The following is a 14,004-nucleotide window of genomic DNA, read 5'->3' on the forward strand; positions in this document are numbered from 1 at the left end:
CGTTTTCATGGTGATACGCCCGCGCAAGGCTATCGCGCCGGAAAACCATGCTCAATTGAAATAAAACTCAATGGCGAATGGGATACTCCGCTGCAACCGCTGCGTGAGCCGCTATGGTGAGCGCTGTGCAGACAGGATGTCATCGCATCAGCAGGCCGCGGACCAGCACCGAAGCGCCACTGGCGCCGAGGAACACCAGCAGCGCACGGCGTACGGCATCTGCCGCGATGCGCCGGCGCAGGCAGGAGCCCACGGCCAACCCGGCCAGACTGAATGGCATGGCAAACGCGGCACTGCGCCATAGCTCGTCTTGTTGCAGGAGACCGCCGCCGGCAAACGCCAGCAGCCTAGCTACCGCACTGGACAGGATCACGGACGCAATGGTGGACCGGAACACGTCGATCTCAGGAAGACGGCTCGCCAGATACATCGTGTAGATTGGCCCGCCCGTGCCAAACAAGGCGCTGAATACGCCACCAATGACACCGGCCGGCACTGACCACCCCTTTGCGGCGGCAGCCATGCGCCCGGAGGAACCCATCAATGCGCGCGCCGTCATGGCCAGCACAAACAGGCCGAGCCCCACCAGCAGCCAGCGGGATTCGAGCTTTGCCAGCACGGTGGTGCCCAGCGCCACGCCGATCATCATGAACGGAAGCAATCGAAACAATTCGGTGTGCGACACCGAACTCCGGTTCCGCACACCCACCACGGCGGTCGCCACCAGATCGAGCAGCAGCAGCATTGGCACTACGAACTGCAGCGGAAGGAATTGCACCAGCACGGGTACCGCGACCATCGCCGCGCCAAAGCCTGTCAGGCCGAACACCGTGTAGGCGGCCGCAATGGTCGCAGCCAGGATTGCGTAATGTTCTGCCGCCATGGTCGCCGGTCGCCTTGTCGAAAGTGTTGCTGCCATGCCTGGCTATATCCTGGTCCGGGCGCGGTGGGCGGCGGATGAATAGATGCCGGGGTCATCCGCCTGCCCACAGGGCGCTGGTCCGCCCGTCATTGCAACCACTAGTTAGCAGCAATCTTCCGCTTCGCGACCAGGAGCTTCCAGCGCCCGGCTTCCTGGGCGATCTCTTCGGGGAGCCGCCCCTTCGGCGTGAGCGTCCTGGCCATGCCCTGGGATGCCAGGTAGCGTTGCATGCCAGGCTCCGACACCGCCTTCTCCAAGTCGGCATACATCTTCGCAGTCAACGCTCTGGGCGTACCGGCCGGTGCCATTAGCGCAAACCAGCCGTAGAACGTGAACCCCTGCAAGCCGGCTTCGGCGGCCGTCGGCACATCGGGCAGCAGCGTTGAGCGTTCTTTGCCGGTCACGGCAAGCGCGCGCAAGCGGCCGCCCTTGAGCAGCGGCGAGATCGCGTTGATATTGCCCACGGTCATGTTGACCGTACCGGCCATCAGGTCCGCGTAGGCCGGCCCCTCGCCCTTGTACGGCACATGGACCACATCGATGCCGGCAGCCTCTGCGAAGGCCTCGCTGGCCATGTGTACCTGGCTGCCATTACCGGCCGAGGCGAACGTGAGCTTTCCGGGATTGGCCTTGGCATAGGCAATCAGCTCGGTCATGGTTTTTGCCGGCACTTGCGTATTGACGGTCACAACCATTGGCCCGCTGGCTACCTTGCTGATCATCTCGAAGCTCTCGGCGGAATACGGTAGCTTCTGATAGATGAACGGGTTGACCGTGAACATGCTGCCGGAAGCCAGCAGCAGCGTATAGCCATCAGGGCTTGCCTTGGCTACCATCTCCGCGCCGACGGCCCCGCCGGCGCCGGGCCGGTTGTCCACCACCACCGGCTGCTTCCACTGCTTGCCCAGTTCGAGAGCCACGGCACGCGCCAGCAGGTCAGTGGCGCCACCGGAGGCAAACGGCACCACCAGACGCACCGGCTTCGCCGGCCATTCCTCGGCATGCGCTCCCGCCATGTACAGGGGAGCGATGGCAAACGCGAACATGGTCATTGCCACGGACGTGCCGTGCCGTTTGGCGCCGGCGTGGCCAAATCCCGCTGTTGGAAGGCGATTCCGACGCATGCGGCGCAGCCATTGCTTGGCCTGACCGATCCATTGCCCAAACGCCTGTTCAGTACCTGATGCTTGCATCGCTGTCTCCTTTTGTGGCGCCGTCACGGCTTCGACGATCGCATTTGAATGCTGCGGTTTCGATCCATCCTAATTTCGAACCTCATCGATACGAAACGGATTATTGCAATCAGCCTTATCAGTTAAATTTGTTATTGTTTTTTTCGGAAATACGTCCCCCCTCGCATTTTCAAGAATGCGAATCCGCAATTGGCCCTGATGAGTTTTTGTTTTTTAGGCTATCCCAGCGTCACGCCCAGCATCTGCTCAAGGTCGTTCACGGCGGAGCTGACCGCCGACTGCGACAGCGCGGCGGTCTCGCCCGCCGCCGCGGTCGAGCCTGTTCTGGCCACGGCCGAGAACAGTTCCAGTTGCCGCAGCGAGAATCGCAGCGCTGCCATGGCTAGCCCTTCCTGACCAGTTTCGGCCTGCCGTTGTCGGGCGTGCCAGCCGGCGTCGTGACCTCGGTCAGCGCGTCCAGCAACAGCTTCGACAGGTGCGCACGCGGATTGTCACGGGGCACCAGAATGCCAAGCCGGCGGGTCAGCGGCGGCGATCCGAACGGGATGGTGCGAATCGACGCCGGGAACTCGTTCTCGACGCCACGCGCCGGCACCACAGAAGAACCCAGGCCGTTGGCGACCATGGCGATGACGCCTTCGAGCGTGTCGATCTCCATGGTCGACCGGACCGCAATCTGCCGGCGCACCATTTCTTCCTGGACCAGTAGACCGACCCGCGCGGTACGGTTGAACCGGACATAGGGCGTGGTTTCAAGCACGCCTTTGTCCGAGTCGCCACGCGTCGTGGCATGGGTGATGACGACGAACTCCTCATTGAAGAACGGCATGAACTGAAGGTCCAGGCGCGGCACTTCGGGTTCCGTGACGACTGCGACATCGAGCTGGCGCCGGTACACCGCCCGTTCGAGATCATGCGTGAGGCCGGTGGTCAGATGGATGTCAATGCGATGCCCTTGCTGCTGGAGCCGCTTGAGCGCGAGCGGCAGTACGCCCGACACGCACGTATGAACCGAACCGAGCTTGAGCACGCCGCCCGCTGCTTCGCGTTTGAGCGCCGCGCTCATGCTCTCCCAGTGTGTCAGCAGGTCGCGGGCCCGGTTCGTGAACGCAAGCCCGGCGTCCGTCAGCACCGGCGGCCGCCGGCTACGATCGAAGATGGTCATGCCGAGCTCCTCTTCAAGCGAGCGCATTTGCATGCTCACGGCCGACAGTGACAGGCCGATCGCGTTGCCTGCTTCCGCAAAGCTGCCTCGGTCTGCGATCGCTACAAGCGTATAGAGCGTCTTAACGTCCATGTCTGACAAATCGATAGTTGGTTTGACCCGCTGGCGCGGTGGCGACGTCATTCTGCCGCATGGACGTGCGCCGCGTGCCTACAGCTTCAACAGACGACGGGCGTTTGCGCCCATGATTCTTTCCAGATTGCCGGGGCGAATCGGCAGCGTTTCGAACCACTGCTTGTAATCGCGCACCGGGCAGAACGGGAACGAGCTTGCATACAGCATCCGGTCTGACAGGAAGGTATCGGCGGCCTTCACGTAGTCCTCCCACCCCGGCATCCGCGAGAAGTACATGTCCGGGGACAAGTACAGGTTCGGACGTCGGAACGCAATGTGCAAAATCTCCGTGACCCAAGGCCAGCCGCCGTGGACTACCACCACGCTCAGCCGCGGAAAGTCAGACAGCACACGATCGGTCCGCACAGGGTCCGAATAACTCAGGTCCGGCCCGGCCGTGCCGCCCACCATCAAGATGACCGGCACATCCAGATCTTCGCAGTGGGCGTAGATCGGATACAGCCGTCTGTCATCCGCATACATCGGTATGGGATAGGCGCCTGGTTCGATGTTGATGGCCTTGAAGCCTGCGGCAATGGCATCGGAGATGGTCTGGCACGCCGCCACGCGCTGGGTCGGGTCGATGGACGCCGCCCCGATGAAGCGCCCCGGGTATTCCCGCACGATCTGCTCCACATCGGCATTCGACACGCTCCCCAAGGTGCCGGCAAGGCGCCCCACCACGACGCCCTTGTCGACGCCGGCGCCGTCCATCTCCTGCATCAGCAGGTCCATCGACTTCTGCTGCGCGGCGGGCGACGGCTCGAAGCCGACGGTCCGGGTAAAGCCATCGCGGCGCTCTCCTGCCGAGTACATCAGGGTGTCAAGGAAGCCACCGAGCGGCGGGCGGAGACGGAAATCGATAATCATGTTCTGTTCCTCGTTGACTGGTGGAGAGCTTGCGTTACATCACTTCGTTCTTGCGGTCGTCGGTCTCGCCATAGCGGTGCAATGCCGGGGGCTTGAGGCCGGCGTATAGCTTCTCGATGCCGGCATTGATCACTTCGGCATGCTGCGCAAACAGCGAGTTACCCTCCAGGTCGCTTTCCACGATAAACGGGCCAAAGTTCTCGACTTCGAACATCCACATTGCCTGGGCAATGCCCAGCTCGTCGAGCCAGAACACATCCTTCACCCGCTTGATGCCCCGTCCCAGCAGCGCGCCGGTGCCATATCCCACTGTCGTCAGATAGATCGCCCCGCCGGGTGCCATGACCCGCTTGTAATCCTCGGCGGGCATGCCGCCCTTGCCGATAAAGATCCGGCAGTCGGTCTTCTCCAGCCATTTCGGAATCCACTTAGAAAACCGGAAACTGGCTGTCGCCGTCACTGCCCCGACGTTGTAGCCGCCGTCACCGGCCGGGGCCGCGGCCGGAGAGCAATGGAAATTGACATTGCTCAGGCCCCTGAGCTCAACCGGCAGGTCAAGGCCTTCATCCAGGACCTTCTTGTAGACGCCCTCTCGCGCGGTATAGACCAGGCCGCTCAAATAGACGGCCGCTCCCAGTTCAAGCCTGGCGATATCCGCCGTCGTGGCCGGCAAGTTGATGTGGAAGACTTTCAGTTCATCGTCCTTGGGGCTTACCATTCGACCGTCTCCCTGCGCAGGTATGGGGTGAACCACTGGGGGTCCGTGCGATATGCGATGTCGCCGTTGGCATGGATCCGTGCCGTCGCACGGCGCGACGACAGACAGAAGGTGTGCAGGCTGATCGGCATGCCGCCGGTATGGGTGTGGCCGACCTCGATATGGCAATCGACCACCATCGAAGAGCCGACGAAGCCCATGGCACCCATGCCGATTGAATTGCCAAGCTTCATCAGCTCCAGCTCCAGTTCGGCGATTTTCGGATCCGGATTGCGATTTCCGACGACGCGCAGGCATGCCGCCTGCTTGCCGAGCTGCATGCAGGTGTCCTTGGACCCGCCCAGCCCGATACCAACGATGGCCGGCTGGCATGCCAAGCCGCGTTTGCCGAAAGCGATCAGGGTATCGAGCACGAAGCGCTTGATGCCGTCGATTCCATCGCCGGGGAAGAGCATCCGGTAGTCGGTACCGAACAGACCGCCCTTGTGCACTGTCGTGATATCGACCCAGTCGGCATCCGGCTCGAAGGACCATTCGATCTCGGGCGCGTTGATGCCGACGTTGTTGTTGTTATCTGTGCGCCATAGCGGGTGTACGCGATTCGGGCGCAGCGGTACGGCCTGCGTCGCGTCCGCCGTGGCCTTGCGCAGGGCACGCTCGACCGCCACGAAGCCACGCTCCACGGTAGCGTTGTTGCCGACCTTGACGTAGTAGCGCGGCAGTCCGGTGTCAGCGCACATGGGCCGCCGGTCCTGGTCCGCGGCTTCCCAGTTGTCCTGCATCGCGTGAATGACAAAGCGCGGCAGCTTTCCGGTTTCCGTCTGCTGCAAGGCCTTGATGCCTTGCTTGTAGTCCTGGGGGATCTCGATCGCGGCCCGCTTCATGATCTCGAACGCGGCTTCCTCGACCCGGTCGATGGAAATGGTCATCGTAGCGGTCCTCTATGCTGCAACTTTGGGGGGTTGACCGGCCTCAGCGGCAATCAGGGAGGTGCCGGGCCGGACGATGTCGAACTTCACAGGGACCATATCCAGGCGAAGGCTATCGCCGTCGGCCGTCACCCGGGTATAGCGGCTGCTGTGCAGGTCACCCGGCTCGGGGAAGTCCTCGCGGAAATGCGCACCACGACTGTTCTCGCGCGCCAGCGCGGACACCGTGATCACGCGGGAGATGTCCACCAGGCTTTGCAGGTTCATCCAGTCATGCCAGGTCACGTTGTAGCGGCGGTCGCCATCGGCAACCCCCATGGCCATCAATGCCTCGCCGTGCGATGCCAACGAATCCAGGCCGCGGCGCATGGCCGCTTCGTTGCGCAAGACCCCGACGTCGTCCCACATGGTCTGCGCCAGCGCGTCGCGCAGTTCGTGAATCGCTCCGGGCGATCTGGCGAACGGGTACTCCGCCCGCTCGATGCCACTGGCAATGACGCGCTTGTCCGGTTCTTTCCAATGCTGCACGCCCGAAGCATAGGCGGCCATCGAATCGCCGGCGATACCACCGAAGACCGTCGAATTCGCCACGCCGTTGCCGCCCAGCCGGTTGGCGCCGTGGACGCCGCCACAATCCTCGCCCGCGGCAAACAGGCCTGGCGATGCAGTGCTGCCATCGACATTGAATTCCACGCCGCCCATCAGGTAGTGGGCTGTCGGAACGACCTCGACCCGGCCGCCGGCCAGATCGAAACCACAATCCTTGCAGCGATTGACCATCCCGGGAAATGTCGTGGCGACCTTCTCGGCGCCAAGGTGGCTCATCTGGATATATACGCCGCCCATCGGTCCAGTCCTGCCGGCACGCATTTCGGCATAGATGCCGCGACTCACCACATCGCGCGTGGCACGCTCGCCGCGCGCATCATAGCGAGTCATGAAGCGGTCGCCATCGCCGTTGAGCAGCCACCCCCCCGCACCACGCAAGCCCTCCTCCAGCACCGTGCCGGTCATGCGGGTGTCCGGTCCGCCCAGCAAGCCGGTGGGGTGAAATTGCACCATTTCCATGTCGCGCAGGCTCAGGCCGTAGCGCATTGCCATCGCCAGGCCATCACAGGTCTTGTCGCCGGACGGAGTGTGATAGCGGTACATGGTCGGGCCGGCGCCCGTGGCCAGCAACACTGCCTTGGCCTGCACGAAGCGGTAGCTGCCGCGTCGCATATCGATGAACAGCACGCCGGCGATGCCCGACCCATCCGCGGCGGGTATCAGCTCAATGGCCCGGTGCTCCTCCATCTCTTCCACATCGAGCGCACGCACCTGTTCCATCAGGCGGTTGATAATCTCGATGCCGGTCAGGTCGGCCTTGTGTACGGTGCGGTCGAAGCTCTGCCCGGCGAAAGCCTTCTGGTGCAGGGTGCCGTCCGGATTGCGGTCAAAGAAGCAACCGATCTCGTTCTCGAGCTCGCGCACCCGCTCGACCGCCCCTTCGACCAGCCGCCAGGCAAGGTCTTGGCGGGGCAGCCACTTGCCGCCTTCGATGGTATCCATGAAATGGCGCTCGACCGAGTCCCCGGCGGAAAGCGCCACGTTGTAGCCACCTTGGACCATGCGCGTGCACCCGCACTTGCCTAACAGACCCTTTACGGCCACGGATACCTTTAGCGCCGGATTCGCCTTCTTCGCGTGCAACGCGGCGAACAGGCCTGCTCCGCCAGTACCGAGGATCAGGATGTCCGTCTTGTGGTGTTCGATTTGCATTCAGATTACCCCCAGGGCAAAGATCACGCCGACCAGCAGGGACAGCGCGCCACCCCAGCTGATCCAGGACAGGCGAGCGTCACGGGTCGAGCTCCATGGCAGCAGTTCCAGTGCCAGCAGCCGCAGGCCAAAGCACATGTGCACGGACAGCAGCAGCACCAGCCCCCATTCGCCGAACTTCACCGCGCCCATGTCGGCAAACTTCAGGAAGGCGTCCATGCGCGCACGCTGGTCGAGGGCGAGGCCCAGAACGTAGAAGTGCGCCGGTAAAAAGATGCCCAGAGCGAGTCCGGACAGGCGATGCCCCAGAAAGGCCCAGTAGGCGCGGTGATTGCGCGGTGATTTCATGACAACAAGCCTCCCACCGCCGCCACGGCACGCAGCCCCATCCACAGCAGCGACAGTCCGAACAGCAGCCCAAGCGAGGACGCTTCGCCGCGACTGAGCCGCCCCCATTCGATCAGGATGTTGCGCATGCCGATCGGCACGTGAACCGCGACGCTCAGCACGAACAGCGAATAGAAAGGAATCCAGATCCAGCTTCCTTGCGTGCGTGACAGGATCTCGGCGGCGGTCAGTCCTCCCCGTACGGCATAGAGAATGACCGCCAGATGCACGAGCACGAACGGCGCCATGATCATGGCCGTCAGGCGCTGCAATGCAAACAGGCGCGACTCCATGGTCAGTCCCCTCCCTTCAGGAACTGCAGCAGTGCGTTCTTCTTGAGCCCGGCGATGCTGCCGGTCGGGCTCAGGCTGACCGGACAGTGCGTCATGCAGTTGCCTTGCGTGTGGCAGGAATGGCAACCGCTGCCCGAAGTCGCTTGCTTGAGCACGCCCTTCGGGTCGGCATGGCGTTCGTCGTTGAACAGCGTCCATGCCCGGTTCAGTGCCGCAGGGCCCAGGTATTCCTTGTCCCACGACACCACGTCGCAGGCGGCATAGCAAACACCGCAATTGATGCATTCAATGGCAGCATCGGCCATCTTGCGCTTGCGGCTGGCGGGCGAAACCGCGGCTGGTGGATCGTTGCGCGTGGCGGTCCCGACAAAGGTGTTACCCGCCTTCTTCCACTTGTCGAAGAACTCGGACATGTCTACCACCAGGTCCTTGATGCGAGGCATGTTGCGCAGCGGCTCGATCACGATCACGCCGTCCTCCTCCACGCGGCTCACATGGGTTCGGCAGGTCCAGCGTGGCCGCCCGTTCACCGTCATCGCGCACGATCCGCACACACCGACCCGGCATGCGAAGCGGTACGACAGTGTCGAATCCATGTGGCGCTGAACCTCGGTGACCACGTCGAGCACGGTCTGGTTCTCGCGCCACGGCACCTCATAGGTGGTGAGACTGCTCTCGTCGGTGCCACGCGCAATGCGTACCGTCAGCGTGCGTTTCGTGGCTGTTGTTGCCTCCATGCCTCTCTCCCGTTTCGACCGTGCCTGGCCGTTGCTCTGATGGATGGGTTGAGAGAAGTCTAAGTAATCGATATTTATGAAGCAATAATATTTAGCTTGATATTTTTTGAAGTAAATCGCAAAAAGTGGATAAAGCCAGACCTGTTTTCCACAGGGTCAGACCAGGGCAGGCGGCGTTGAGGTGAATCCCTTCGAAAAGCTCTCGCGTAGATAGTCGACGAAGACTTGCGAGACCCTCGATGCATGGGCGGAGTATGGCCGGATCGCATAGAGCCAATCACCGAAAGCCCCCGTTGCACGCCACTCGGGCAGCACCTCGATAAGCCGGCCAGTGTCGAGTGCCGACTGGGCACTGAAATCCGGCAGCAGCGCAATGCCAAGCCCTTCGATGGCGGCGTCACGCAAGGCCTCGCTGTTGTTGACCGCCAGCGGTCCGTTGACCGCCACGGTCACCGGGTCGGCATGGGGGGAGGGTTCATCCGGGCCGGTCCGTACGAAGGTCCAGGTCGCGGTGCCATGCTGCCGGGGGTAATGCAGGCAGGCATGGTCAACGAGTGCCTCGGGGATTTCTGGCGTACCGTTGGCGCGCAGATAGGATCGGCTTGCCACCAGCACGATACGCGTGGCAGACAGGGTCCAGGCGACATGGGTTTCCGGTGGCGCGGTCGTGTGGCGCACCGCGATGTCATAACCTTCCTGAGCCAGCGAACGCAGGCGGTCCGACATATCCAGTTCGATCTGGATTTGCGGATACTGCCGCAGAAATTCCGGTAGCCGCGGCACCAACTGTTGCCTGGAAAACGCAACCGGCGCGGTCACTCTCAAAAGTCCGCGCGGAGCTCCGGCGAGGTCTCGCACGTTGGCAAAGCCAGCGGAGATCTGCTCGAACGCACCGCGCATCGAATCCACCAGTTGCCTGCCTGCATCGGTCAGCGTGGCGCTGCGTGTCGTGCGCTGAACCAGCATGATGCCTGCCGACCTTTCCAGGTCAGCAATATGCTGGCTCATGGACGCCTTGCTCACACCAAGGCGGGCCGCCGCCTTGCTGAAACTACCTTGTTGATGCAACACCATGAGCCAATGCAGGTGTTCCCAAAGGCCCTCTACATCACCCTGCCGCATAGTTGCTCCCTGTCCAGGCCATCCCGGCCTCATATTTCACAGCTATAACATGGGCGTAGGCAAATTTCCTGAACAGTGAGTTTGGGCCCGGGCCGCTACCCGGGCCAGATCCTGCTACCTACACTGCGGTCATCCTTCAACGCGGTGGATTTCGACCCACCCACGACGCCAGGAGATCCTTGTGACCGCTCCCTACAACTCATCCGCGGAAGTTATGCACTTTGTAGCCGGAGCGCCCTATGCCGGTGCCGGCACGCGCTCGCAGGCTGTGTTCAATCCCGCCACGGGCGCGGTCGCGCGCAGCGTTCGACTGGGCAGCCCTGGGGACGTGGATGCCGCCGTCGCCAGCGCGCTTGCCGCGTTCTCGAAGTGGGCTGACACGCCGCCGATCCGCCGCGCCCGCGTAATGCTGAAGTTCCTGGAGCTCATGAACCGTCACAAGGACGAACTGGCCGCCATCATCACCGCCGAGCACGGCAAGGTCTTCAGTGATGCCCAGGGTGAAGTCAGCCGTGGCATCGACATCATCGAGTTTGCCTGCGGCATCCCGCAGCTACTCAAAGGCGATTACACGGATCAGGTCTCGACCGGCATGGACAACTGGACGCTGCGCCAGCCGCTCGGCGTCGTCGCGGGAATCACGCCGTTCAACTTCCCATGCATGGTGCCGTGCTGGATGTTTCCGGTGGCCATCGCGGCGGGCAACTGCTTCGTGCTCAAGCCCAGCGAACGCGATCCGTCGGCATCGCTATTCATGGCCAGGCTGCTGCAGCAGGCGGGGCTATCCGATGGCGTGTTCAACGTGATCCAGGGCGACAAGGTCGTGGTCGACGCCCTGCTGCATCACGCCGACGTCAGGGCCGTCAGCTTCGTCGGCTCGACGCCGATCGCCAACTATATCTACGAGACCGGCGCCAAGCTCGGCAAGCGCGTACAGGCGCTGGGCGGCGCGAAGAACCATATGGTGGTGATGCCCGATGCGGACCTCGATCAAGCCGTGGATGGCCTGATCGGTGCCGCCTTTGGATCGGCCGGCGAGCGCTGCATGGCAATTTCCGTCGCTGTCCTGGTGGGTGACATCGCCGACAAGATCATGCCGAAGCTCGCGGCACGTACGCGCGAGCTGGTCATCAGGAACGGCATGGATCCTGATGCCGAGATGGGTCCGGTGATCACGGGCCAGGCGCTCGAGCGCATCGAGAACTACGTCGCGCTCGGGGTCGATGAAGGGGCCCGGCTGGTAGTCGATGGCCGCAACTGCAAGGTGACGGGACACGAGCAAGGCTTCTTCACAGGCGGCACCTTGTTCGATAACGTGTCCCCCGACATGCGAATCTACAAGGAAGAGATCTTCGGCCCGGTGCTGTCATGCGTGCGCGTGGACGACTTCGCCCAGGCGGTCAAGCTGGTCAATGCGCATGAATTCGGCAATGGCGTCGCCTGCTACACGCGCGACGGCCAGGTGGCCCGCGAGTTCGCACGCCGAATCGAGGTCGGCATGGTAGGCATCAACGTGCCGATCCCGGTGCCGATGGCCTGGCACGGTTTTGGCGGATGGAAGCGTTCGCTGTTCGGTGACATGCACGCGTACGGCGAGGAAGGCGTGCGTTTCTACACGCGCCAGAAGAGCGTGATGCAGCGATGGCCTGCTGATATGTCACGCGGCGCCGAATTTGCAATGCCGACGGCGAAGTGAAAAAGCATTAACGCCTTGCGCGGGCGTTCGTTGAGCCGCCTGGCAATGGCGTTGAACTCGGCTTGCGAATAGACCGAGAGATCGGTTCCTTTCTGGAAGTACTGCTTCAAATGGCCGGAACGCTAGACCTAGTTCGTGAGGCTGGTGAAGATTGCCAGTAAGGACTGCCAGGCTTAGTCAACGCCAAAGCCATCTATCGACGCGCGATCGACCCAGAGCAAGCGACCGCGAAGGTGGGCCATGGTGGGCTGCCGTCGCCGCTGAGGCGAATCAAGTCGTCAGCGCGGAGGAAGCCGCCACGGCCGCCGCCGATGGCCGCTAAGGGCTGGGCAGGACCGTTTCCATTGTCGGGCGGGCATCCGACCGAGATCGGCCATTTACAGACGTCGACACCGTGTTTACCACGGACGTCCGAAGGTCGGTTGGGCTCCTATAAGGGGATTTACGGGCGTGCAGTCGGTCGATTGTCACCTGCCCGGCCAGTCGGAACGGGCGGCCCACTGGCCGTCGTGGCCGCCCGCCGCGCCGTGCTGGCCAGCACCGGAAGACACGCTGCTCGACGAATCTGACCTCCAGCGATAAATGCTGATCACGCGCGATTCACACGAGGGCATCGCAGCATCCTCCGAGCGGCGCCCGCCGGCCTATACCGGCGTTTGAACCGTACTGCCAGCGGCTGGCGCGCCAGCGCCGCTGCCTTTCTCCGTCGGCAACGGCGCGTTATCGGACCATATTTTCTTCCCCGTGCGGAGCTGAAGGCACTGCCGGCCACGGCAGCTAACCACCCGCATTCTTCCAGCCTGCGTTACAAGACTAAGTTAATGGGCAAAACTACGAACGCGCCTTGTCGCAGCCAGCGCTGCCTGAACTGACGTAGTGTGGGCAGTTGGAGCTCCCCGTGTGTCGCGACGAGGTCAGAAGACGTGTTTGACGCCTAGCATCGCGCCAAGCTGGGTGCCACCCGCTACCGGGCTGGCACCGGTCGATGCGCTATCTACCGAGAGGGCGAGCTTGCCAGCATTGTCGATGTAGCCGAACGTCGAGTACACCGAGGTCCGCTTCGAGAATGCGTAGCTGGCGCGTACGGCGCCGAGCCATGCACGGTCGGAACTGTGGCGGTAGTCAAGGTAGAACGCTTCGCCTGATAGCGTTACCTGTGGGGTGATGTCGTAGGCGACGCCTGCGTAATACATGTTGCTGCGCGGTGTGGCCAGTGCCCCGTTGCGGCGCGCCAGCCAGCCGGCTCCGATCTTGGCGTGGCCTACGAGCGCATAGCCGCCCACCGTGGCACGATCGTCCTTGAGCTCGCTCGATGTCAGGCCGGCGAACGCGCCAGGGCCGCCGCGCAGCGAGTCATAGGCAGCGAGCACGCCCCACCAGTTTGTTTCGTACCCGAGCATTGCCGACCATTCGCGGCAGGTGGTCATGTTGCCGGCGGTCTCGCCTGCGCAGTTCGTGCCGGATGGGCTGGGCCCCGCATTGACCGAATCGCGGCCGAAGCTGTAGGTGGCGCCTACCGTGAAGCCGCCGAACTTGGCCTTGTAGGCGATGGCGTTGTCCGCGCGGGCGTTGGGCAGGTAGTTGTCCAGAGAGCTGGAACCATAGGCGTTCGGGCCCAGGATATCGGTATCGAGCATTGCCCAGAACAGCATCGTGTACTGCCGGCCGAGGCTGACCTGCCCCCAGTTGCCGCTCAGTCCCACCCACGCTTGCCGGCCAAACAGGCGGCCGCCCTGGTTGGTGACGCCGGAATCGGGAGCAAAGCCGGATTCCAGCACGAAGTTGGCCTTCATGCCGCCGCCAATGTCCTCGGTGCCGCGCAGGCCCCAGCGCGATGGCACGGTGCCGCTCAGGTTGGCCATCTTCACCACCGAATTGCTGGCGGTGCCGACGTGGTTCAGGTACTCGATGCCCGTGTCGATGACGCCGTAGAGCGTCACGGCTTGAGCCTGCGCCAGGGCGGGCAGCCCGAGCGCGATCGAAAACGCCAGGTGGCGCAGTTTCATCGTTTTCTCCTCCGTTGATATTCTTGTTCGG

14 protein-coding genes and 1 pseudogene are annotated in these 14,004 nt (G+C 62.9%); 1 reads left to right on the forward strand and 14 read right to left on the reverse strand.

Annotation, left to right across the window (positions count from 1 at the left end; translation table 11 throughout):
* Nucleotides 1-139 precede the first annotated feature (139 nt).
* From A3AG_RS0116820 to A3AG_RS0116875, 12 genes are all read right to left on the reverse strand, one after another.
* A complete protein-coding gene (locus A3AG_RS0116820; protein WP_240071515.1) occupies nt 140-919 on the reverse strand; it encodes a sulfite exporter TauE/SafE family protein in 780 nt (259 codons plus the stop codon).
* Nucleotides 920-1,020: 101 nt separating this feature from the next.
* Nucleotides 1,021-1,968, reverse strand: coding sequence for a tripartite tricarboxylate transporter substrate binding protein (locus A3AG_RS0116825; protein WP_018006551.1), 948 nt, complete (start codon nt 1,966-1,968; stop codon nt 1,021-1,023).
* Between the two features lie 365 nt (nt 1,969-2,333).
* Nucleotides 2,334-2,495: a LysR family transcriptional regulator gene (locus tag A3AG_RS33440; RefSeq protein WP_018006552.1), complete on the reverse strand. Its 162-nt coding sequence runs from the start codon at nt 2,493-2,495 to the stop codon at nt 2,334-2,336.
* 2 nt (nt 2,496-2,497) lie between these two features.
* Entirely contained in the window at nt 2,498-3,412 is a 915-nt protein-coding gene (locus A3AG_RS0116835; protein ID WP_018006553.1) for a LysR family transcriptional regulator, read from the reverse strand.
* A 78-nt stretch (nt 3,413-3,490) separates the two neighbouring features.
* Nucleotides 3,491-4,324, reverse strand: coding sequence for an amidohydrolase family protein (locus tag A3AG_RS0116840; protein WP_018006554.1), 834 nt, complete (start codon nt 4,322-4,324; stop codon nt 3,491-3,493).
* Between the two features lie 34 nt (nt 4,325-4,358).
* Nucleotides 4,359-5,042: a fumarate hydratase C-terminal domain-containing protein gene (locus tag A3AG_RS0116845; RefSeq protein ID WP_018006555.1), complete on the reverse strand. Its 684-nt coding sequence runs from the start codon at nt 5,040-5,042 to the stop codon at nt 4,359-4,361.
* Nucleotides 5,036-5,971, reverse strand: a complete 936-nt coding sequence (locus tag A3AG_RS0116850) for a fumarate hydratase (RefSeq protein WP_018006556.1) — start codon at nt 5,969-5,971, stop codon at nt 5,036-5,038. Before A3AG_RS0116850 ends, A3AG_RS0116845 begins: the two co-directional genes overlap by 7 nt.
* 12 nt (nt 5,972-5,983) lie before the next feature.
* Nucleotides 5,984-7,732, reverse strand: a complete 1,749-nt coding sequence (locus tag A3AG_RS0116855; protein WP_018006557.1) for an L-aspartate oxidase — start codon at nt 7,730-7,732, stop codon at nt 5,984-5,986.
* Nucleotides 7,733-8,080 carry a succinate dehydrogenase/fumarate reductase transmembrane subunit gene (locus tag A3AG_RS0116860; protein ID WP_018006558.1) on the reverse strand — a complete coding sequence of 116 codons (348 nt, stop codon included), beginning with the start codon at nt 8,078-8,080 and terminating at the stop codon, nt 7,733-7,735.
* Nucleotides 8,077-8,412, reverse strand: a complete 336-nt coding sequence (locus A3AG_RS0116865) for a succinate dehydrogenase membrane anchor (RefSeq protein ID WP_018006559.1) — start codon at nt 8,410-8,412, stop codon at nt 8,077-8,079. The genes A3AG_RS0116860 and A3AG_RS0116865 overlap by 4 nt, the downstream gene beginning before the upstream one ends.
* A gap of 2 nt (nt 8,413-8,414) precedes the next feature.
* A complete protein-coding gene (locus A3AG_RS0116870; protein ID WP_018006560.1) occupies nt 8,415-9,149 on the reverse strand; it encodes a succinate dehydrogenase/fumarate reductase iron-sulfur subunit in 735 nt (244 codons plus the stop codon).
* Between the two features lie 156 nt (nt 9,150-9,305).
* Nucleotides 9,306-10,271, reverse strand: a complete 966-nt coding sequence (locus A3AG_RS0116875; protein WP_018006561.1) for a LysR family transcriptional regulator — start codon at nt 10,269-10,271, stop codon at nt 9,306-9,308.
* A gap of 214 nt (nt 10,272-10,485) precedes the next feature.
* Between A3AG_RS0116875 and A3AG_RS0116880 the strand changes: the two genes are divergently transcribed.
* A complete protein-coding gene (locus A3AG_RS0116880; protein ID WP_035849042.1) occupies nt 10,486-11,967 on the forward strand; it encodes a CoA-acylating methylmalonate-semialdehyde dehydrogenase in 1,482 nt (493 codons plus the stop codon).
* On the opposite strand, the pseudogene A3AG_RS34560 reads toward A3AG_RS0116880, so the two are convergent.
* Nucleotides 11,883-12,086: pseudogene (locus A3AG_RS34560) on the reverse strand (hypothetical protein); the annotation flags it as partial. The gene A3AG_RS0116880 and the pseudogene A3AG_RS34560 sit on opposite strands and share 85 nt — an antisense overlap.
* Before the next feature lie 795 nt (nt 12,087-12,881).
* Nucleotides 12,882-13,973, reverse strand: coding sequence for a porin (locus tag A3AG_RS0116885; RefSeq protein WP_018006563.1), 1,092 nt, complete (start codon nt 13,971-13,973; stop codon nt 12,882-12,884).
* Nucleotides 13,974-14,004: the final 31 nt, after the last annotated feature.

The sequence above is a fragment of the Cupriavidus neocaledonicus genome (genome assembly GCF_000372525.1).
GTDB classification, from domain to species: Bacteria; Pseudomonadota; Gammaproteobacteria; order Burkholderiales; family Burkholderiaceae; genus Cupriavidus; species Cupriavidus neocaledonicus.

Bases quoted from the DNA above. Each gene is read 5' to 3' on its own strand.
- A3AG_RS0116855 (WP_018006557.1), bottom strand. From the start codon at position 7,732: ATGCAAATCGAACACCACAAGACGGACATCCTGATCCTCGGTACTGGC.
- A3AG_RS0116845 (WP_018006555.1), bottom strand. From the start codon at position 5,042: ATGGTAAGCCCCAAGGACGATGAACTGAAAGTCTTCCACATCAACTTG.
- A3AG_RS0116880 (WP_035849042.1), top strand. From the start codon at position 10,486: ATGCACTTTGTAGCCGGAGCGCCCTATGCCGGTGCCGGCACGCGCTCG.
- A3AG_RS0116875 (WP_018006561.1), bottom strand. From the start codon at position 10,271: ATGCGGCAGGGTGATGTAGAGGGCCTTTGGGAACACCTGCATTGGCTC.
- A3AG_RS0116865 (WP_018006559.1), bottom strand. From the start codon at position 8,412: ATGGAGTCGCGCCTGTTTGCATTGCAGCGCCTGACGGCCATGATCATG.
- A3AG_RS33440 (WP_018006552.1), bottom strand. From the start codon at position 2,495: ATGGCAGCGCTGCGATTCTCGCTGCGGCAACTGGAACTGTTCTCGGCC.
- A3AG_RS0116860 (WP_018006558.1), bottom strand. From the start codon at position 8,080: ATGAAATCACCGCGCAATCACCGCGCCTACTGGGCCTTTCTGGGGCAT.
- A3AG_RS0116850 (WP_018006556.1), bottom strand. From the start codon at position 5,971: ATGACCATTTCCATCGACCGGGTCGAGGAAGCCGCGTTCGAGATCATG.
- A3AG_RS0116820 (WP_240071515.1), bottom strand. From the start codon at position 919: ATGGCAGCAACACTTTCGACAAGGCGACCGGCGACCATGGCGGCAGAA.
- A3AG_RS0116835 (WP_018006553.1), bottom strand. From the start codon at position 3,412: ATGGACGTTAAGACGCTCTATACGCTTGTAGCGATCGCAGACCGAGGC.
- A3AG_RS0116825 (WP_018006551.1), bottom strand. From the start codon at position 1,968: ATGTTCGCGTTTGCCATCGCTCCCCTGTACATGGCGGGAGCGCATGCC.
- A3AG_RS0116870 (WP_018006560.1), bottom strand. From the start codon at position 9,149: ATGGAGGCAACAACAGCCACGAAACGCACGCTGACGGTACGCATTGCG.
- A3AG_RS0116840 (WP_018006554.1), bottom strand. From the start codon at position 4,324: ATGATTATCGATTTCCGTCTCCGCCCGCCGCTCGGTGGCTTCCTTGAC.
- A3AG_RS0116885 (WP_018006563.1), bottom strand. From the start codon at position 13,973: ATGAAACTGCGCCACCTGGCGTTTTCGATCGCGCTCGGGCTGCCCGCC.